Source organism: Hymenobacter polaris (assembly GCF_012927305.1).
GTDB classification, from domain to species: Bacteria; Bacteroidota; Bacteroidia; order Cytophagales; family Hymenobacteraceae; genus Hymenobacter; species Hymenobacter polaris.
The window spans coordinates 1-19,930 of record NZ_JABBGH010000001.1 but is presented as its reverse complement, the minus strand read 5'-3'; the positions used below and the strand labels follow the sequence as shown (position 1 = coordinate 19,930).

Here is a 19,930-nt window from a genome sequence, read left to right as displayed (position 1 = left end):
AACAAAGAAAAAAAGACTTACTTATAGCGGCAAAATGGCCTAGGCCACCCTAGCCCGCCAGGCGGCCGGCCAGGGCAAACTTACGGCGTGAACCCCGCCTGGGCCATTGCTGTTTTAGTAGCGAGCCCAAACCTGGGCGTTTGTATCTTTGTCTTATCCGAAATCGGTCTACTTCCGCATTACCATATGGCTACTACCACGCAAGCCCCGCCCATCGGCCTCACGCCCCGCGCCCTGGTGGAGGTTAAAAATATTATTCAGGAGAAAAGCGTGCCCGCCGACTACGGCCTGCGCATTGGCGTGCAAGGCGGCGGCTGCTCGGGCATGAGCTACCTGCTGGGCTTTGACAAAGCCAAGGACAACGACGAGGTGTACGACCTCGACGGCGTGCAGCTCATCATGGATAAGAAGCACGCCATGTACGTGCTGGGTATGGAGGTTGACTTCCAGGACGGCCTTAATGCCCGCGGCTTCACCTTCAACAACCCCCAGGCCAAGAGCACCTGCGGCTGCGGCTCGTCGTTCTCGGCGTAAGCTAGGCTTGGCTAACCAGCACCTGCTTAAACCGGTGCTGCTCGCATTAAAAATTGGGAAAGCCCCGGCAGTTGCCGGGGCTTTTTTCGTGTCTTGGTGGCGCTACTGTAGGCAATGGCCGGGCGCCCGCGCGGGCGGCGGGTGCTGGCGCCTAGGGCCCGGCTTAGCAAGCATTCAATATCTTATACTAGCAGTTTCCAAGCAGAGGTATATACCAGCATTAATGACGGGCTTAAATAATTATTAGTAAGTATCTTATGAAATAAAATTTTTCCTATATTTACCATCCTCGCCTACCTGGCGCGGGCCGTTCTATTCTTTTTTTCTGCTGAGCTTATGAAAACAACTTGCCCTGTTTGGTTTTTGCCGTTTACCCGCCAGCTCACCCTGCTGGCCGACATTGTGGTGCAGCTTGAAGCAGCCGGCCTGGGCCTGCACCCCCGCCGGCCGCACGAGGCAGGCCTAGGGCCGGGCATCCTATTTCTGGACCATCTGGCGCCTCTGGCCGAGGTAGCGGAAGTTTTGGAGGAGGTGCGCCGCACTCCCGGCTGCAGCGTGCTGGCCGTGAGCCTAGGCGCCTTGCCCAGCGCGGCCACCTGGGCGCTGCTGCGGGCGGGCGTCAGCGACATGGTGTCGTGGGCGGAGGTGGCCGACCCGGCCGGCCTGGTGGCGGCCCGCCTGCGCTACCAGCACACCCTGGAAACCCAGGTAGCCGACTTGCAGCGCCGCCTGGTGGGCAGCAGCGCCCGCTGGCGCGACACCCTGCACCAAGTGGTAGACATGGCCCTGTCGAGCTGCCAGGTGCTGATAACGGGCGAGAGCGGCACCGGCAAGGAGCTAGTGGCCAAAGAGATTCACCGCCTCGACGCGCGACCCGCCAAGCGCGACTGCGTGGTGGTAGACTGCACCAATCTCATTCCGGGCTTGTCGGGCAGCGAGCTGTTTGGGCACGAGAAGGGCGCGTTTACCAACGCCATCAGCACCCGCGACGGGGCCGTGGCGCTGGCCCACGAGGGCACGCTGTTTCTGGACGAGTTGGGCGAATTGCCGCTGGCCCTGCAAGCCGAGCTGCTGCGGGCCCTGCAAGAGGGCACCTACAAGCGCGTGGGCAGCAACACCTGGCGGCACGCCAGCTTCCGGCTGGTAAGCGCCACCAACCGCGACCTGCTGGCCGAGGTGCAGAAGGGCAGCTTCCGGCAGGACTTGTACTACCGCGTGTCGGGCTGGACCTGCCAGCTACCCGCCCTGCGCGAGCGCCGCGAAGACATCGTGCCGCTGGCGCAGCACTTCTTTGCTCAGCTGCGCGGCCCCCAGCAGGTGGTAGACCGGCAGGTGTACGACTTTTTGCTGGTGCGCGACTACCCCGGCAACGTGCGGGAGCTGCAGCAGCTTATCGCGCGCATTGCCAGCAAGCACCCCGGCGATGGGCCCATTACCATCGGCGACATTCCGCGGGCCGACTGGCCCGACTTTGAGCGCCTGGGTGCGCCGGTGCCCACTTCCGGCGAGCTGGAAGCCTGCATCACCTCGCTGCTCTACCAAGGCCTGGGCCTCAAGGAGATAAAAGACCAGGTGACCGATATTGCCAAGCAAGTGGCCATCAGCCACGAGCACGGCAACCTGAAGCGCGCCGCCCTGCGCCTGCGCTGCAGCGAGCGCATTCTGCAGATGCACCGCCACGGCGATTCCCCTAGCCCCCTGCGCCTGCAGGAAGCCAACCCGGAGTGAATTGGGTAATAGAACGTCATGCTGAGCTTGCCGAAGCATCTCTACTGAACGTCACTCGGACGATGCGGCAGAGATGCTTCGGCAAGCTCAGCATGACCGCCTTTTTTATTCCAATTTCCCTACGGCCTACTCCTGAGCGCCCACCAGCCACGGGTCGCGCCATTCGGGGCCTAGGGGGGCGGCGGCCACGGCCACGCGCCGGGCGGCGCCCTCCCCCACCGCCGGGCGCACCCGGCCGATGAGTTGCAGCAGGTTGCCAGCCAGCACCTGTTGCGCCTCGGCCGGGGCAAGGTGCAGGGCGTGAATCTTGCTTAATTCCACGCCGGGGTGCAGCCAGGGGCCATCGGAGCCGAAGAGGAATTTGCCCGCCCCGGCCCGCGCCACGGCCCGCTGCAGAATGTCGAAGCGGCGCACGCCCGAGGTATCGGCGTAGATGTTGGGGCAGCGCACCAGGTAGTCGATAAGGGCAGTTTGGGCGCGCCAGTCGTCGGAAAAGGACCCTAGGTGCGGGATGATAAAGTTGACGTCGGGGTACTGCGCGGCCAGCAAATCCACCACCGAGGCCTCGCCCACCACGTCGTAGAGCACGGGTAGGCGAAAGGCGCGGGCCACGTCGCACACCTCGCGGCTGATGCGGGCATCGTAGCGGTGCAGCTTGATGCCCACGAAGCCGTACTCCTCCACGGCGGTGCGCACCAAATCCAATATCCGGCCGCGGTCGCGCTGGGCGTGCACGAAGGCAAAGCCGTAGAAGCGCTCGGGCTGCTGCTGCACCAACTTGGCTACCTGGCGGTTGGCCAGGGCGTAGTCGGAATGGAAGGCGGCGAAGAGCACCGTGCGCGCAATGCCCGCCTCGTCGGCCCAGGCCAGGTAGGGGCGCAGCGGCGCGTCGGTGTCCCAGGGGCCGGTGAGGCCGTCGCCGCGCCCGGCGTGGCAGTGGCAGTCGATGATGAGCATGACGGAGAAGGATGATTTAGGCAGCCCGCCCGACCCCAACCACGGCGGCCGGCCCCGCCGCCGGCGAGGTGGAAGTAACGGGCTGACCCAGTAGCCGCTGCTTGAGCTGCCAGGGCGTGAGGGTGGGCTGCGTCTGTTTCCAGGTCAGCGCCTGCTGGGCGTGGTGCCAGGCGGCGCGCAGCGCGGGGTCGAGGCGGGCGGGCACGTTCCGAATACTGTCGCGCAGCACCAGCAGCGGCGGGTCGAGCGGCCCGGCAGGGGGCGTGGCCGACAGCAGCACGGCGGCATCGTCGGGGGGCGCCAGCAGGCCCCACCAGTCGCCGCCCTGGCGGCGGGCCCACTGCGCGGGTACCCGCTGGTTTTCGAGGTAGATGCCGCGCACCTCGCCCAGGCGCACGGCCACCAGTAGCGCGTTGCCGTCGGCGCGGGCGGCGGGGTCGGGGCTGCGCAGCAGGCGCTGCAGGGCGTACTGCGCATGCACGTCGATGGTGGGCTGCACCACGTCGCTCGCATCCTGGCTTAGCTCGCCCTGCTGGCCCCGGCGCCGGCTGCTGGGCGGGGTATTATCCTCCACCACCTGCTGGGTGCGCTGCCGCTGCTGCCGGGCCTCACCGGCGGCCGCGGCCATATCTACCCAGGCCTGGGGCACCACCTTGGGGCCTAGGGCTACTAGGCCAGCCAGGGCCAGGGCACGGCCCTTATCAGCGGCACGGCGCCACCAGCCCTCACCCTCCAGCTCGCCCCCCAGCTCAGTAGCTAGCCAGTCGTCGAGTAGCGTTGGCGCGTAGCTGGGCGGACGGGCGCAGCTGCAGTCAGCGCCACCCCTCGCCTGCAGCCGTAGCTTGCCCGCCAGCTGGTACTGCCCCAGAAAGCGAGTGAGCGCCCGGCGGCAACTGGCGCATAGCGGCTCGCCGGTAAGCAGCAAAATACTCTTGAGCTGCATGGGGAAGCCCGGCCGCGCCGCCGCCATGCGGTTGAACCAGCGCATGAACTGACGCTCGGGGTGCTGCTGGCAGCCGGCCGCGCCGCCCGTGGGCGTGCGGCGCAGCGGCACGCGCAGCACGCTGCCCACCTTGGGGTACAGGATGGCCAAGGCCGCCGGCCGGGCAGCGTGGGGGGCCCTAGGGCGCGGGGCAGATGGATAAGCGGGAGTGAGCATGGCAGGCAGCGGGAAGCGATGAACAAGAAAACCAGTCGGCGTGGCGGCGAGCCAGGTAGCCCAGCCCGGCCGCCACGCGAGCAATGTCGGCCGGCGAGTGGTCGGCCCGCAGGCAGAAGGCGATTTCGGGCACGCCGGGCTGCTGCTCGCCGGCCAGCAGCACCGTGGCAATGCCCGCCTGGCGCAGCTGCTGGTGCAGGGCCAGGGCGGCCGTGGCGCGGGCCGGCACCAGCTTCTGCACCGGAAACCATCCGCCCGCCGGCCGCAGCCCCACCCACCCCAGCGCCGCCCGAAACTGCCCGATGCGCTGCCCCAGCTGCTGCCGGGCCGCCGCACCGCCGTGGGCATCGAGGCGCAGGGCCTGCGCGGCGGCCCACACGTGCCAAATAGAGGCCGGGCTGCTGTGCACCCGCGTTTCGGCGCAACGCGCAAACTGGGCCAGCCGGCGGGCGCGGCCCGCCAGCACGGCCACCGGCACCCCCAGGCCCTTGGCCAGCGAGGTAATGGTGAGCAGCTCGGGGCCGGTGCCGTCGTCGCGCAGGCCGGCCCAGCGCAGGCTGCCACCCCCGCCCAGCCCTAGGGGTCGGGTGGCCGTGGGCCGGGCTCCTAGCACCCCAAAGGCCTGGGTATCATCGAGCAGCAGCACGGCGCCGGGGCAGGCGGCCAGCGCGGCGTGGTAGCTGGCCAGCGGCGCGGGCCCCAGGCCGGGGTGCCAGCCATCGGCCACTAGCCAGGGCACGCGGCCCTGCTGGCGGTAGGTGTGCAGCAAGGCCGGCAGCTCGGCCGGGCAGCCCAGGCGCACTACCGGCAGCCTCCGCAGCTGGGCCTGCTGGCTGCCCCACTGCCCCACCGGGTACAGGTGCCGCGCCAGCACCAGCACCCCGTTGGCCGGCATTAATTGAAACACGTCGTGGAATAAGTGCAGCGTAGACGGGGCCAGCACCCCAGCCGCCAGCCCTTGCCGCCGGGCCACTTCATTGGCCACTTGGCGGGCAGCGCCAGCCTCGGCCAGGGCGGCGGGGCGGCCGGGGCTCAGCAGCAGGCCCGGCGGGGGCGGCAGTTGGCGCGGCCCTAAGTACAGCGCCGAGGTAAAGTCAGGCATGAAGCAGTTTTGAGTTCTGGTTCTGCGGCAGCAAAAAGCACGTCATTCCGAGCTTGCCGAGGAATCTCGCCCGCGCCGCCTAGGGTGCGTTCAAGCGTTATTGTTCAACGAGTTCTAGCGAGCTTCCTCGGTAGGCTCGGAATGACGTGCTTTTTGCCGCCTCAGCCCTAGGCCCTGCTCAGTCCAGCAGGTCGCCGTTGAAGGCGCGGCGGCGCGGCAGGGGCCCAAAGGCCGGCCGGCGCAGCGGCCCCAGGCCGGCGCTGAGCTGGCGGCTGCGGCGCAGCTGGCTCTGCTGCAGGGCATTTTGGCGTTCGATGAGCTGGGCCGGCTGCAGGTAGCGCTCCTCATTGTCGGGGGCTTGCTGGCGCACGTCGCCCAGGTCGGTGGCCAGGTCTACCCCGGTCACGGCCTTGTAGGCGTGGATGTAGCGCTGAATTTCCTGGCGCCAGTAGTAGGCCCAGTTGGCCGCGTTCACGGCCCCGATGGTGGGGCTGTTCCAGGCGCCGTAGCGGATGCTCAGCAGCAGCTGCTCGCCAAAGGCCCCTAGGTCGCGGAAGTGGGTGATGTTGGTGGGGTTCCAGCCCTGCAGGGTTTTCATGGTGTCCACGCGGTCCATCCAGGGCTCGGTGTAGGGCACCATCACGCGGCCGCCCAAAAACTCGCGCACCTCGGGTCGGGCCAGCAGCCACTGCTGGGTCAGCATCTCGGCGCGGGCCGTCCAAGGCAAGTCGCCATACTGGTTGTGGGCGCCCTCGGCCAGGGTCATGTGCACCTCGCGCAGGCAGTTGAGGATGGGGAAGCCGTCGGGGATAACGGTGGTGAAGTTGGCCTGCTGGTAAAACTCGGTGCAGGCCCGCAGCAGGCTATGGAAGCCGCGCAAAAAGAACGTGCGGTTTTCGGCCACCGCAATGGGCTGCACCCCGCGCCCAATCAGCCCAATGCCGTACTCGTACTGGTACTCCAGGTTGCGGCGGTTCAGGGTGAGGCGATTGCGCTCGTCCTCGATGTAGCCCCACATGAGGTTGGCCATGGGGCGCAGCGGGTCGAGGTTGAGGCCGGCCAACGGGTCGGGGCCGTAGCCGGGCCGGCGCACGTTCTGGAAGCGCAGGCTGATGGCGTTCAGCGTTTGCACCAGCCCGCCCTCCTCGTGCCAGTACGACCAAATCAGCTCCATGAGTGGCGGCGCCTGCAATTTCGACTTCAGGATACCGTAGCACACGTCGTCGCCCCCAATCAGGTCCTGGGGGTTTTTGAGGGGCACCTCGGCCAGCTTCTCCCGAATTATCTTGAAGTAGGGCAGCACCTTGCCTTCCTCGTTTTCAAGCTGCTCCAGGTAGTTGTCGCGCAGCGCGCTCAAACTGAACGGCGCCCCCCCTAGGCGGCGCTGCTCGTCGAGGTCGGGCTGCGCGTGGCTGGGGGGCAGACTGTTGAGGTTGCCGCTGCCCGCGCCGGTATCCAGCGCATCGCCCATGGCCAGGCCGGCTTCCTGCATCAGGAAAAACTCGGTGGCGTACTTGAGCATGGAGTAGGACGCCGAGCGGCTGAACGCCAGCGGCCGGCCCTGGGCGTAGGCGCGGGCGCGCTGGCCCTCGCTACCATCCTGCGTGCACAGCACCCGGTTGATGAAGCCCTGGTACTGGCTGAAGCTGATGGTGCGCCGCCGAATGAGGCCCCACAGCGCCTGGTCGTTCGACTCCTCGCGGTCGGCCTCCTTCATGGTCACTTGCACGGGGCCGGTTGGGTCTTGCTGCTGCACGCGCAGCTTCACGGGCCCGAAATCGAGCGCGTTTGGTAGCGCCGCATCAGTGGCCAGGTCGCGCTCCAGCGTGGCCGGGTCGCCGATAAACAGCTCGCCGCCAATGACGAAGGTGCCCGGCTGGTCCCACACGCGCACGCTCCAAGTCAGGTCGGCGCTTTGCCCGGTGTTCAGCGGCTGGGGCTTGGTCACCGGCTCCAGCTTGCTGTAGAAGAGCTTGGGCGGCGGGGTATTCTTCGAGGTAGAGCCGCCGGGCTTGGCCGCGGTAATTACCACCTCGCCGCGCAGCTGCAGGCCGCTGCCATCCACGGCGTAGGGGAAGTAGTGGGCTTCCACCGGGCGGTTATCGGCCAGGTGGTCAACGGTGAGCTTGATAAGCCCCTGGGTGCCCAGCTCGGTAGCCAGCGGCTTCTTGCGGGGCTCCGAGCTGAGCGTCAGGGTCAGGGTCGAGTCGTCGCCGAGCGCTACCTGGGTCGCATCAATGCTTAGTTCGCGGTTCATGGGTGCGGGGGTTGAGGGGTAAAGTGGAGGAGTAAGGCGCCAGGGGCTGCGCCGGGGCCAGGCAGTAGTTGCGGGCGCGGTTGAGGGCCCAGTGCGCCAGCATGTGCGAGAGCACCAGCACCTCGTCTTCGGTCGAGATGCGGCCGTCGGCCTTGGCCTGGCCCACCACCGCAAATACCAGCGAGGGCGCGCTGTGCTCGCGCAGGTAGGGGTGGCGCTGCCAGGCATCGTAGAGCTGGCGCAGCTGCGCGGGGTGGCGCTCGGCCAGGGGGAAAATATCGGCCAGCTGCCCCCCGCGCAGCCGGGCCGAGCGGTGGCCCAGCACCAGCCGGGCAAAGGCCGGCAGCACCGCTTCGAGCCGCCCAATCAGCGCGCGCTTCACGTGGCTCAGCTCGTGGGTGGGGTAGAGGCCCTCCCACTGCCGGCCCAGCGCCGCCCACTGCGGGTCGGGAAACAGGGCGGCCCCTAGGGCCAGGCTTATCTTCAGCCGAATCCAGGGGAAGGGGTGCGGGCCGTCGGTGCCGATGCGAAACACGAAGTAGCTGGGCAAGCTCACCACGCTCAGCAGCCCGTAGGTGGCCGTAATGCCCAGGTGCCCTAGGGCCCAGCAGTCCGAGAGTATCTCGTTCAGCCAGCGGCTCAGCAGCTGCCAGGGCAGGGCGTCGGCCTGGTCGCCGGCGGCAATTACCTGCTCGATGTCCTGCCGGATGGTGGTCGTCAGGTCGAGCAGCTCGGAGCCCTGGTGGCCCACCTCGTGAATGAGCGAGGAGGCGATACCCGAGCCAATCATGCGCTCGCGCGGAATCTGGATGACGCCCACCGGGCTGAGGTCGCCGCCCGGCAGGCGCGTGCGGGCCCGCCGGATGGCGGCCCCGTGCCCCCGCTCGAGGTAGCAGATGAGCGGCGGCGGGGTGTAGTAGCCACCGGGCAGGGCCAGGGCATCTTCGGCCAGCGCATCGAGGCCGGCCACCCAAATGCCGGTGTTGTGCTCGGCGCGCTGCCCCAGCACGTCGGCGAAGATGTCCACCTGGTCGAGCAAATTATTGAAGCGCAGCTTGAGCAGCACGTAGCGGGCCTGGGTAGCGGCCGCGCTCAGGCGCCGGCTGGCCGGGTGCCGCAGCCAGCCCAGAAACGCCAGCAGCTTGCGCCGCAGGTCGAAGGCCACGTGCGCCAGGTGAGCATTGATGGCCGCCTGGGCCGGGGCCGACACGGCCGCCGCCAGCACCATGGGCGTGCTCAGGGCAAACGAGCGCACCGTCTGGAGCCGGCTGAAGAGGGCCAGCGTCTCATTTTGCAGAAAGCGGGTATCGGCGGCCGAGCGCATAAAAGCTACAGTTCAGTCACTTACTATTCCATCGACTTATGGCAGCCAGCTGGCCCTAGGGCCCTGCCCCCGCTACAGCTGAATGACCAGGGTGCGCCCGCGCCGCATCCAGGTGCCCCGCGTGGCGCGGTGGCGGCGCGGGGGCGCGGCGTAGCCATTTTGGTTGGCATCAGGCTGGTAGTCAGCTCCGTCGTAGCCCTCATCGGCCGGGGCGGGCTCGTAGCCGTTGTACTGGCTGCTTTGGTAGCCGTAGGCCGTGGGTGCGCCGTAGGCCACCGCGGGCCCATACTGCGGGCGGCGCGGGGCGCCGTAGCCGGGCCGGCGGGGGGCCTGGCCATTCAGCGAGCGGAAGGTACCGTTGGCATTGCGCGGGCGCAGCAGGCCGGGGGCGTGCTGCATGGCGGCGGCCCCTAGGGCCTGGCGCACCAGCGCCTGCGGGGGCAGCCCGCGCCGCTGCAGGGCGGCGGCGCGGCGCACGGCCGAGTTGGCGAAGCGCACGTAGGCGCGGGCCGTCTCAAACTCCTGGTCTTCCGGGCTCAGGCCTTCCAGCTCCAGCTCGAAGAGGTTGCCGGCCATCGAGCCCAGCTTGCTGCCAATGGCCGCGCCCGCTGGCCCGCCAAAGAAGGTGCCCAGTGCCCCGCCCGCAATGGGCAGCGCCTTCTTAGCCACGGTTTTGAGGGCCCCACCCAGGGCCTTGCCGATGGGCGAGCGGGCGATGCTGCTCACGGCCCCGCCCACTTTCTTGACGAGGCTACCTAGAAACTGGTTTAACTCCTGCTCGTTGCTGACTTCGAGCAGCTCGTGGGCCAGTTCCATCTCGAGGGTTTCGTTCAGCTCGCCGCTCATTTCGCCGCTCGTCTCGAATGACTCACCCTGAGCCTCACCGCTGGTTTCACCCAGGTATTCGGGGTTGAACTCGAAGGCTTCGCCACTAAATTCTTGGCCAAATTCCTGGCCAACGGCTTGCTCAAACTCCTGAGAGAATTCATTTTGGTACATGGCTTGGGGGTTGAAAAATGACTAAAAAAAAGGGTTCGCGGCGGGCCCGGCCCGCCTACACGTTGTAGAGCACGATGGCCCGGCCCCGGCGCTCCCAGGTGCCGCTGCGCGCCGGGCTGCGCGCGCCGGCCAGCAAGCCGGGGGCATATAGGGGCGCGGCGGCCCCCAGCACCTGGCGGCCCAGCGCCCCTAGGGCCAGGCCGGGGTTGCGGCGCAGGGCGCGGTCGGCGCGGCGGGCCACGTCGGTGGCAAAGCGCACGTAGGCCCGACTGATTTCCAGCTCCTGGCTTTCGGGGCTCAGCATCTCCAGCTCCAGGCCGAACACGCGCTTGGCATTGTCGGCCAGCCAGTTGCCGGCCTGTCCACCGGCCCACTGCCCAGCCTGGGCGCCGGCCCAGCCCCCTACCCGCGCGCCCAGCGGCCCTAGGCGGCTGCCCAGCGCCGCCCCGGCCTGGCCGCCGTAGCGGCCGCCTAGCTGGGGCAGGGTTTGCTTACCAAAATCAACCAGGTAGCGCCCCACGCTTTGCCCGGCCGGCGAGGTTAGCAACTGGGAGGCCGCGCCGGTGGCCTGGCTCACCAGGTTGCCCAGAAACTGGTTTAGCTCCTGCTCGTTGCTGACTTCGAGCAGCTCCTGCGCCAGCTCGCCCACCAGCTGCTCCTGCTCGTTTTCCATTTCCAGCTCGCCGCTGTACTCCTGCCCGAACTCCTGGCCCATTTCCTGGCCGTATTCCAGCTCCTGGCCGTACGCGCCGCTGGCTTCGTAGCTGCTTTCAAACTCGCCATTGGTGGCGGCCCCCGTCTCAAACTCCTGGAGGGTGCGGTCGATATTATGCATGGCTGAACAAGGGATGCGTGAGAGATGCCCTATTCTTTTCAAGCCCGGTGCCAATTTCCAAAACCGCGTTTGCAGCGCGCAAAAAGGGTCGGCTCCCGAAACCTATTTCGGAAACCGACCCCTAGGGTGTATTTGGCGCAATTTGTTTCGAGCCGGGTGCGGCTACGCTAGCGCCCGTTGCAGCTCCTCGAAGCGCTCGCGCACCTGCTTTAGCTCGTAGTCGCTGGTCAGGTTTTTGGTGGCGGCCTCCCAGCTTAGGTGGCTCTGGTGCAGCAGGGCCTCGCGGTAGCCGGGGCGACGCTGGCGGCCCGCAATGGTGAGCAGCGCGTTATATGTGCGCAAGTAAATGGCCAGGTTTTCGAGCGAACTGGCCCGAATCTGGTCGAAGGCCTCGCTGAGGTAGGCCGCGAAATCGGGCCGCTTGGCAATGAGGCGCACCCGGCCATTATCAGCCCGCAGGGGCTCGCCCAGTTCACGCTCGGTTAGTAGGGCCAGCAGGGCCCCTAGGCGGTCGAGGCACATGACGCCAGTGCTGGTATCGTTGATGCCCGGCGACAGGGCCTTGAGGGCAATGTCCACAATCTGGCGCACGCCAAAGCCAAAATCCTGGTCGATAGTGCGCTGCCGGCCAATGCCGTAAGCGTCGTCAATGCGCTTGGTTATCTTCTCGTTGGGCAGCCAGGGCTGGGCGGTGTCGTAGCTGGCCACGCTCACCAAAGGTGCGCCCTCGGCCGCGAAGCTGCCGATGCCCAGCTCCATGCGCACCACCAGGTTGCCGTCCTGCGCCAGCTTCAGCAGGTCCGCGTCGTCGATGCCCTGCACGTAGCCCGATTGCAGCGCCACCACCGGGTGCCAGTTGAGGCGGGTGGTGGCGTCCAGGTCGGCCTTTTCGTGGTGGGTGGCGGCGTACCCAATTCGCTTTGGAAACAGCTTGTCGAGAATCCTATGGGTTTCGTCGGCGGCATTGCCCACCACGTTGGCCGCCTGAATGGAGGAGGCAATGTGGTGGATAAAGGCAATAAGCATCCCAATGCTGACCAGCGCCAGCACCAGGGCAAAGGAAATGGCGGTGCTGGGCACAAAATCGCCCTCGTCGCTGCCCCGAATGGTGCGCAGCACGATGAGGCAGTACACGAAGATGCCCACGAAAAAGCCCATCACCACCTGGTTGGTGCGGTCGCGCATAAAATTGCGCAGCAGCCGCGAGGTGTACTGGCTCGACACCTGGGCCAGCGTACTAAGGGTGAGCGAGAAGATAAGGCCCGCCACCGTAATCATGGAGCTGGCGATGGACGAGAGCATGCCGCGCGCCCCCGCTGCCCCCGAGCCAAACAGCAGCGGGTGCTGCTTCATCCAGCTGTTCTTGTGGGTATCGTCAAAATTTACCAGGAGGTAGGCCAGTAGCATGGCCACTGTTACCATGATAGTCGGCACAAACCAAAGACTGGAATTTAGCTCTGACCACCAGCGCTGCAGCTTATTCATGCTGTGGGCTGTGGAACTGAGGAAGTGGCAGCCGCCGACGCGGGCTGACCGGTGGCCGGCTGTCCTGCCGACTGGATTTGCAGCGGGGCCGGCGGATATTGCAGCTCCACGATGTTGGAGGGGAAGCTAAAGCCTTCGGCCGTGAGCTTGACCAAGATGCGGTTTATAATGCGGCTCTTTAGCTCCAACACGCCCTTGCGGTAGCTGTCGGTGGTGGCCCAAAAAAATACTTTAATGTTGACCGAGTTCAGCGCCAGCTCTTCTACCACGGCAAACGGGTCTTTGCCATCGCCCCGCTTCACATCGGCTTCCTGCTCTATTTCTTTTAGCATCAGCTCGATGCCCTTTTTGGCGTCGTCGTTGTAGCCGATGCCCACCACGAAGTCCTGGCGAATAAACCCGTTCTGCGTGAAGTTGATGAGCGGCTCCTTCAGCACCACGGCGTTGGGAATGGAGATGTCGCGCCCGTCGAAGGTGAGGATAGTAGTAGTGCGTAGGTTCAGGTGCGTGACGCGCCCAAACATGTCCTTAATCTGAATGGTGTCGTTAATGCTGAACGGCCGGTTGAAGGCCAGTAGAATACCCGCTAGGAAGTTTTCGGCGATGTCCTTGAATGCGAAGCCCACTACAAAGGCCGACAGCCCCAGGCCCGCCAGCATACCGCTTACCAGCTGCGACAGCCCTAGGATGTTGAGGGCCAATATGATGCCGATACCCACCAGCAGCCAGCGCCCTATCTGGGTCAGGAAGTCAATCAGCAGGGGGTCGTTGGCGTGAGCGCCGATTTTGGCGGCCAGCCACACGCGCAGCCGCGAGGCGCCTACCCACACGGCGGCCAGCAGCACGGCTGCAATAACCAGCCGCGGCAGCACGTACAGAAATTGGGTCCAGTAGGTATTCGCTACCCGAATAGCATCGTCAAACATCAGGGGCACCCTATGGTAAGTTGCCGTTTTCTACGCGCGGCCCGGCCTTATGTTTGTTTCGCACATTCGTCTTTTCCTATTTCTTCCTTTTTCATGGATATCAAGTACCTCTCCGACCCCAAGGGCGTCGTTACTGGCGTCTTTATCCCGCTGGCCGAGTGGGAGCGCCTCAAGCAGCAGTACGGCATCGTGGAAGGCGCCCCAGCCGAGTCGGGCGCCCAGCTGCAAAAAGGCTTAGGCGAAGCCCTCAAAAAGGCCGGCCTGAATGAGGCTGGCTCGTAGCAGCTACGGTACACCACTGTGAAATGCTATGCTACCATAGCCACTGCTCACAGCCCCAGCCGCTGCCCCTGCACCGGGTACACTAGCTTCATCCCGAGGGTGTTGCCAGCTGCCAGCTGCCGGGCGATGGCCGCTTCCTGATTGGCGGGCGGCTTGCGGTGAGTGATGATGAGCGGCACCCGGCGCAGGGCCTCGGGGCCGGCCAGTTGCCCTAGGGTCCCTAGCTCCTGCCACAGCCGGCGGGGCGTGAGATGACCGAAGAGTTGGGTTTCGGGCTGCTCATTGGGGTATGAGGTTTCGAGGAAGATGCCGCGCAGCTGCCCAGCTTGCACCAGCGGCGCCACGGCCTGCCACAACGTGCGCAGGTGCTGGCTGTGCTCCAGCTCGTCGGCCCCAGTGTCGCCCAAATACAGCAGATAGTCGGGGCCGCTTTGCAGCAGAAAGGCGGCGCTCTCGTAGCCCGGCCCGTGGCTGAGCGGGAAGGCCCGCACCCGGAGCGCCGTGCCTGGGATGCCTAGGGCCGGCCCCGGCGCCAGGGGCAGCAACTGGTACTTGCCCAGCGCAGGCGCGGCGCCGCCATTGCCGAAGTTGGGCCAGGCGCGCCAGTTGAAGTAGTCGTTTTGCAGGGTTTTTAGGCAACTGGCCAAGCCATAGATAGGCTTGGACGAATCGTCGGGGGCGTTGAGCAGCAGGCCAGCTACGTGGTCGAGGTGCGCGTGCGAGAGCAGGTAGGCGCACACCTGCTGCCGCAGCACCGCCTCGGGGCCAGGGCCCGCCAGCGCCCGGCTGGCCAGGGCTTTTTCGAGGCCCGTGCGCAGGCTACCCGCATCCAGGCACACGTAGGCGGCGCTGCCGGCGGGCGCCACTAGGTAGGCCGAGAGGTTACTTTCGTCGAGGCCGCCGCGCACCCCTAGGGGCACCACGGCGAAGGCAGGCGCGGCGGCCGACTGGGCACCGGCCGGCCGGGCAGCCAGCAGCCCGGCCGCCAGCCCCAGCAGCCGCAGGCCGACCCAAATACGGTTGTTAAACTGCCGCATTTTTTACTCGTGCTGCGCCTGCCGCTTCGTGAAGCCCGGCACGTTGCCCAGCGCCGCCCCCACGCCGGCGGGCGCGTCTTTCAGCGCGTTGAGGGTGCCGTCGTTTTCGAGGATTACGGCCGCCGCCTCGGCCAGCGTGCCAATGCCGCGCTCGCGCAGGCTGGCCAGCACCTCGCCCTCCGTCACGCGCTCGGCGCGCATAGCGGCGTGCAAAAACTGCCCCTGGTACACCAGCAGCGTGGGGCTGGCTTTCACCAGCCCACTTACTGCCTGGGAGCGCACCGACAGCCACGTAATGCCGTACTGAAACCCAATGAGCAGCGCAAACGCCAGCAGGCCGTCGGCCAGCGCTACGCTCTTGCTCAGCAGCACCGTGGCCAGCGTCGACCCTAGGGCCACGGTCACAATTAAGTCAAAGGCATTCATCTTTGACAAGGTGCGCTTGCCCGAGATGCGCAGCATCAGTATCAGCCCCGCATAAGCCAGCACGCTGATAATGAGCGTACGAACCAGGCTCTCCCAGCTGGTGTAAAATATCTTTTCCATAAACCCTTGCCTACGGGGCGCGGCGAGCGGGGTTGGCGGCGGGCTAGGCGAATGACTTAGGTAAAATAGGCGGTCATGCTCATCTGGCGTCCGCTTGCCGAAGCATCTTTACCGAACGACACCCGAACGGCGCGATAGAGATGCTTCGACTGCGCTCCGCATGACGTTCTTTTGATTTCTAATTTACTTCCCTCCGACCGGCTTGATGCTCACCGCCGCGCCGCCGCCGGGCGCCAGCCGCAGCTTCAGGGTCGATTTGTTGGTTACCTGCTGCTTTGAGATGCGGTAGCTGGTGGGGTTCTTTTCCCAGTCGGCACCTTTGCCATCAGCATAAATGGTGGCTTCGTAGCGCTGGCCGGGGCGCAAAAAATCGAGCTTTACCGACTGTTGGCGGGCATTTTCGTCGGTTATGGACCCTAGGTACCACTCGTCTCTGCCCTTGGCCTGGCGCGCAATGGTGAGGTAGTCGCCCGGCTCGGCGGCCACGATGCGGGTGTCGTCCCAATCCACCGGCACATCCTCGATGAACTTAAAGGCGTCGAGATGCGGCTCGTAGTTTTCGGGTAGGTCGGCGGCCATTTGCAGGGGCGAGTACATGGTCACGTACAGGGCCAGCTGCTTGGCCAGGGTGGTATGCACCTGGCGGCCCTTTTCCTGGGGGCCGTAGTCGTCGAGCTTGATTTTGAAGATACCCGGCGTGTAGTCCATGGGCCCGCCCATGAGGCGCGTGAAGGGCAAAATCGTTTCGTGCTCGGGCAGGTTGCCTTCGCTGAAGGCGTTGAACTCGTTGCCGCGGGCGGCCTCGCTGGCCAGCCAGTTAGGGTAGGTGCGGTGCAGGCCGGTGGGGCGGACGGGCTCGTGCATGTCAATCATGAGCCGGCTTGCGGCCGTGAGGCGGGCGGCGCGGGCGTAGTGGCGCACCATCCACTGCCCGTCGTGGTGCTCGCCCCTAGGGATGATTTTGCCCACGTAGCCGGTTTTCACGGCCGGATAGCCGTGCTCCTGCATAAACCGGTAGGCATCCTCCTGGCGGCGCTCGTAGTTGGTGGCCGAGCCGCTGGTTTCGTGGTGCATGATGAGGTGCACGCCCTTGGCGGCGGCGTAGTCGCGCAGCTCATCCACCGCGAAGTCGGGGTAGGGCGTCACGAAGTCGAACACGTCCTCCTTCCAGTTGCCCACCCAGTCTTCCCAGCCCACGTTCCAGCCCTCCACCAGCACACCCTCGATGTGGTGGGCAGCGGCGAAGTCGATGTACTGCTTGACGCGGGCGGTGGTGGCGCCGTGGCGGCCGTTGGGTTTCAGCTTGCTCCAATCGGTGGTAGCCAGCTTGAGGTTGGTGCTGTCGGCGTAGTTCCAGCTGGCCTTGCCCACTTGCATCAGCCACCACACGCCCACAAATTTCTGGGGCTTAATCCAGCCCGTATCGGCTATCCGGCTGGGCTCGTTGAGGTTGAGGATGAGCTTGCTGGCCAGCACGGCGGGCGCGTTGTCGGCCACTACCACCGTGCGCCAGGGTGTGTGGTCGGGCGTTTGCAGGTAGGCCATGTTGCCCATGGCATCGGGTACTAGCTGGCTGCGCAGCCCGAAGGTCTTGGTGTCCACGTTTAGGAACATGGCCGAGTAGTTTTCCAGCCCCGCCTCGTGGATGTTGATATACAGCCCGTCGTCCGCCTTCAGCATCAGCGGCGTCTGCACGGTGTAGGGGGCGGCCCGCATCTCCAGCTGCTTGATGGGCAGCGTATTGATGGCGCTCAGCCGCGAGGTGGTGTAGCGGTACTCGTTCGAGTCGTAGTCGCCCGGAATCCAGAACGCCTTGTGGTCGGCCGGCAGGTTGAACTCGGTGCGCTCCTCGCTCACCACGAAATAGGCCAGCTGCTGCTGCCGGGGCCACTCGTAGCGGAACCCTAGGCCGTCGTCGAACACCCGGAAGCGCAGCACCAGCGCGCGGTTTTGCTGCTGCGGCTGGCGCAAGGTCACGGCCAGCTCTTGGTAGTGGTTGCGGATGCTTTTGACCTCGCCCCACACCGGCGTCCAAGTATCGTCGTGGGCGCTGCTGTCCACGCCCGCCACCACGAAGCCCTGCTCCATACCCGCCCCGCCGCGCAGCAGCACCCCTAGGCGACTGGGCTTAATAACGGGCTTGCTACCGTAGCTAAGCTGGTAGCTCGGCTCGCCGGCCGGCGTCAGGGCGAAAGTGAGGGCTAGGCGGTGGTTGGGCGAGTGGATAGTTTGGGCGTGGGCGCCAGCGCTGGCGAGCAGTGCCGCAGCGAATAGGAGTATTCTCTTTCTCATCAACTACTAAAAGCGTTATTCTCCGCTTGTGTTTGCTTGTTGAAGCCAAGCTGCCTCTAGGGCTTTTTGCGATTGGTCCACGGCGAACCAGGTAGAAACATCCCATTCATCAGGATAATCGGTTGATTTACGCCGGGGGCTTTCTGCTAAAATGTAATGCAAATAAAATTGCTCCTGCAAGTGCAATTCGGGCACGCTGCTCTTCAAGCCATTTGCTTCAATACTGGTGACTAGCAACTCATTGTTAGCCAAAGACTCTTTCAAACGCGCTGGCAGCCGCGCCTGCTCTCCATACAAGGCAAACCATTCCTCGTCCGGCGTGCCGAGGTGCACCTGCCAGCTACCATCTTCAAACTCAATGGCTGTCAGAAATTGGCCCGTATTGCTCCCCGCTTGCGTAGCAGCCGGCATAGCTGGTAGCCCAAAGGATACAGTAAGTAACTCCTGCTGGTTGGTCTGCTTAGTGATGTAAAACAGCCAAGCTTCGGCCCAGTCTACTTTCATCCGGTCTGGCAACCAGTGAACAGGTGCCGCAACGTGTTTAATAGTAAGGCGATGACTTGTTGACTGAATAGTGACTAAAGCAGCATTAGCTTCAATGCTTACTAGCTCGCCTGTAGAGTCTATTCGTAGCTCAAACACCCCTAGGCCCGAACTGACACTTTCCCTATACAAGCAGTTTCGCTTTGCCATATTCCGTGATGATTACTTAAAATCATACGTATACCCAATTTCCTGCAGCTCCGCCCCTAGGGCCACGAAGTCGGTTAGCTCGGGGTTGAGGGCATGCACCATGGCTTTCGTCAGCACCTCGTGGCGGTAGATGGGCGCCACGGCTTCGGGCGTGATGGGCGGCCGGTCGGTTTCGTCGGTGTAGTATTCGGTGGCCCACTCGGCGTAGGTGGCGGGGTCCTGGTCGAAGAGGTAGAGCAGCTCTTCCGAGCCATCGTCCTCGGGGCCAAGCACGCCGGTTTGCCAGCCGTGGGCGGGCGTGTGCCAGAGGCAGAACGTGGTGCCGGTGCTGGCCACTGGCTCGTCAAACAGGAACTCGTCGAATACTTCGGGCAGGCCGCGCGTCACCTGCTGCTTATCGGGCTGCGGGTATTCGGCCAGGAAGCCGTTGATGGCGCAGCCCTCGGGCCGGAACAGCACCAGCATCTCGTCGCCCTCGCCGTCGCGCATTTCCAGCACGGCCTCGCCCGGCGCCCAGGCGGGGTTGTAGCTATAGTAGCGGTATTCCCAGTCGGGCGAGTTGATGGCATCGAGCACAGCCAGCGCCTGGGCCAAGCGCTGCAAGTCGGCGGCCGAGGGCAGCACCTGGGGGGTGCGGGTAGAAAGCATAGGATTAGTCAATTCCAAGTAAAGAACGTCATGCTGAGCCCCGCGAAGCATCTCTGCCGAACGTCACCCTAGGAGTTGTTCAGTAGAGATGCTTCGGCAAGCTCAGCATGACGTGCTTTGTTTACTAAGTTTACTAAGCGCCGGGCTTAGTATGTCTTGGTCATGTCGGCCGGCACCACCAGCACGTAGTCGGCCAGGTTCAGGTTCTCCTTATCCAGGATTTGCAGCTGGCTTTGGCTGACGGTGCTTATGGTCAACACCTTCAGCGCGGGCTTACCGGTTTTCAGGTAGGCCACGATGCCGTCGTGGTTGTCCGAGTGGAACGAGCCGTTGAGGTGCAGCAGCGTCTGGCCGGGCTTCAGGTTCTGGCGGATGCTGTAGGCCATGGTGGCATCCTTCAGCGCCTGGGCCTGGATGATAGTTTGGCTGCCGCCGCCGTGCGCGCCGGCCCCGCCAAACATGGCGGCCATCTTCTGGTAGCCGGGCAGCTCATAGTCCACCTTCAGCGGCAGGGGCATCATGTAGGCCTTGTCGGCGGCCGGCAGGGCCCCTAGGGCTGCCAGCGAGCCGCGGGCCACCTGCTGGGCGTAGCGGCGCGGCACATTGGTGGCCACCACCGGCAGCTGGGCCGCCTGCGCAAAGGCTAGCAGCGGGCGGTAGTCGGTAGCGTAGTTGGGCCAGGGCCGGCTCTGGCGCTCGAAGGCTGAGTCGGGCAGCGTGCCGGCCAGGTACTGCGTGAGCTGCAGCTGCACGTCGCGCTCAAACATCTCCATCCCGATTACCAGCTTGCCGGGGCCCTTGAGGCGGTTCAAATCCTGGGCCACTTGCAACTCCAGCCAGTGCGCGATGGGGTCGTTGTGCTGCTCGCCGAAGAGCACTACATCGGCCGTGGCCAACTGGGTTAGCATCTGGTCGTAGTCGGCCGCCTGGCCCTGGGCGGTGAAGAGGCGGTAAGCCGGCCGGTCGCCGGCGGGGCCTAGGGCCAGCAGCGGCAGTAGCAGCAGTAGGGAGAGAAGGCGAACCATAGTTGGGGCTAAAAGAACGTCAGGCGGAGCTTGTCGAAGCATCTCTGCCGCTTCGTTGCTTGAGTCAACAACAACGAAGCGGCAGAGATGCTTCGACAAGC

At 65.1% G+C, this 19,930-nt stretch carries 18 protein-coding genes; 3 read left to right on the top strand and 15 right to left on the bottom strand.

The window, feature by feature from the left end:
* Window positions 1-186 precede the first annotated feature (186 nt).
* Together HHL22_RS00090 and HHL22_RS00085 are read left to right on the top strand one after the other, a co-directional pair.
* Window positions 187-534 (top strand): HesB/IscA family protein, encoded by a 348-nt coding sequence (locus tag HHL22_RS00090; protein ID WP_169528947.1) that lies wholly within the window; start codon window positions 187-189, stop codon window positions 532-534.
* Between the two features lie 336 nt (window positions 535-870).
* Window positions 871-2,262, top strand: a complete 1,392-nt coding sequence (locus tag HHL22_RS00085) for a sigma-54-dependent transcriptional regulator (protein ID WP_169528946.1) — start codon at window positions 871-873, stop codon at window positions 2,260-2,262.
* Between the two features lie 126 nt (window positions 2,263-2,388).
* Here the strand turns inward: HHL22_RS00085 and HHL22_RS00080 are convergent, their stop codons facing one another.
* From HHL22_RS00080 to HHL22_RS00040, 9 genes are all read right to left on the bottom strand, one after another.
* A complete protein-coding gene (locus HHL22_RS00080) occupies window positions 2,389-3,219 on the bottom strand; it encodes an amidohydrolase family protein (protein ID WP_169528945.1) in 831 nt (276 codons plus the stop codon).
* A 16-nt stretch (window positions 3,220-3,235) separates the two neighbouring features.
* Window positions 3,236-4,378: a hypothetical protein gene (locus HHL22_RS00075; protein ID WP_169528944.1), complete on the bottom strand. Its 1,143-nt coding sequence runs from the start codon at window positions 4,376-4,378 to the stop codon at window positions 3,236-3,238.
* Complete coding sequence (locus HHL22_RS00070; protein ID WP_169528943.1) at window positions 4,341-5,480, bottom strand: aminotransferase class I/II-fold pyridoxal phosphate-dependent enzyme; 1,140 nt, start codon at window positions 5,478-5,480, stop codon at window positions 4,341-4,343. Before HHL22_RS00070 ends, HHL22_RS00075 begins: the two co-directional genes overlap by 38 nt.
* 178 nt (window positions 5,481-5,658) lie before the next feature.
* Complete coding sequence (locus HHL22_RS00065) at window positions 5,659-7,737, bottom strand: hypothetical protein (RefSeq protein WP_169528942.1); 2,079 nt, start codon at window positions 7,735-7,737, stop codon at window positions 5,659-5,661.
* Complete coding sequence (locus HHL22_RS00060; protein WP_169528941.1) at window positions 7,715-9,061, bottom strand: hypothetical protein; 1,347 nt, start codon at window positions 9,059-9,061, stop codon at window positions 7,715-7,717. Before HHL22_RS00060 ends, HHL22_RS00065 begins: the two co-directional genes overlap by 23 nt.
* A gap of 72 nt (window positions 9,062-9,133) precedes the next feature.
* On the bottom strand, window positions 9,134-10,060 hold the full coding sequence (locus HHL22_RS00055; RefSeq protein ID WP_169528940.1) for a hypothetical protein: 927 nt from the start codon (window positions 10,058-10,060) through the stop codon (window positions 9,134-9,136).
* 55 nt (window positions 10,061-10,115) lie between these two features.
* A complete protein-coding gene (locus HHL22_RS00050; protein WP_169528939.1) occupies window positions 10,116-10,895 on the bottom strand; it encodes a hypothetical protein in 780 nt (259 codons plus the stop codon).
* Window positions 10,896-11,057: 162 nt separating this feature from the next.
* Window positions 11,058-12,380: a DUF2254 domain-containing protein gene (locus HHL22_RS00045; protein WP_169528938.1), complete on the bottom strand. Its 1,323-nt coding sequence runs from the start codon at window positions 12,378-12,380 to the stop codon at window positions 11,058-11,060.
* Window positions 12,377-13,306 carry a mechanosensitive ion channel family protein gene (locus HHL22_RS00040; RefSeq protein ID WP_169528937.1) on the bottom strand — a complete coding sequence of 310 codons (930 nt, stop codon included), beginning with the start codon at window positions 13,304-13,306 and terminating at the stop codon, window positions 12,377-12,379. The genes HHL22_RS00045 and HHL22_RS00040 overlap by 4 nt, the downstream gene beginning before the upstream one ends.
* Before the next feature lie 93 nt (window positions 13,307-13,399).
* Here HHL22_RS00040 and HHL22_RS00035 point away from each other — a divergent pair, with 93 nt between their 5' ends.
* Window positions 13,400-13,588 carry a hypothetical protein gene (locus tag HHL22_RS00035; protein WP_169528936.1) on the top strand — a complete coding sequence of 63 codons (189 nt, stop codon included), beginning with the start codon at window positions 13,400-13,402 and terminating at the stop codon, window positions 13,586-13,588.
* A gap of 47 nt (window positions 13,589-13,635) precedes the next feature.
* On the opposite strand, the gene HHL22_RS00030 is transcribed toward HHL22_RS00035, so the two are convergent.
* The 6 genes from HHL22_RS00030 to HHL22_RS00005 form a co-directional block, all read right to left on the bottom strand.
* On the bottom strand, window positions 13,636-14,625 hold the full coding sequence (locus tag HHL22_RS00030) for an MBL fold metallo-hydrolase (RefSeq protein WP_169528935.1): 990 nt from the start codon (window positions 14,623-14,625) through the stop codon (window positions 13,636-13,638).
* Window positions 14,626-14,628: 3 nt separating this feature from the next.
* The gene (locus HHL22_RS00025) at window positions 14,629-15,171 is read right to left on the bottom strand and encodes a DUF421 domain-containing protein (RefSeq protein WP_169528934.1); all 543 of its coding nucleotides are present in this window, start codon (window positions 15,169-15,171) and stop codon (window positions 14,629-14,631) included.
* Between the two features lie 183 nt (window positions 15,172-15,354).
* The gene (locus HHL22_RS00020) at window positions 15,355-17,463 is read right to left on the bottom strand and encodes a glycoside hydrolase family 97 protein (protein ID WP_169528933.1); all 2,109 of its coding nucleotides are present in this window, start codon (window positions 17,461-17,463) and stop codon (window positions 15,355-15,357) included.
* 15 nt (window positions 17,464-17,478) lie between these two features.
* Window positions 17,479-17,967, bottom strand: coding sequence for a hypothetical protein (locus HHL22_RS00015; protein WP_169528932.1), 489 nt, complete (start codon window positions 17,965-17,967; stop codon window positions 17,479-17,481).
* Window positions 17,968-18,168: 201 nt separating this feature from the next.
* Window positions 18,169-18,804 carry a hypothetical protein gene (locus HHL22_RS00010; protein ID WP_169528931.1) on the bottom strand — a complete coding sequence of 212 codons (636 nt, stop codon included), beginning with the start codon at window positions 18,802-18,804 and terminating at the stop codon, window positions 18,169-18,171.
* Between the two features lie 146 nt (window positions 18,805-18,950).
* On the bottom strand, window positions 18,951-19,829 hold the full coding sequence (locus HHL22_RS00005) for a ChaN family lipoprotein (protein WP_169528930.1): 879 nt from the start codon (window positions 19,827-19,829) through the stop codon (window positions 18,951-18,953).
* Window positions 19,830-19,930: the final 101 nt, after the last annotated feature.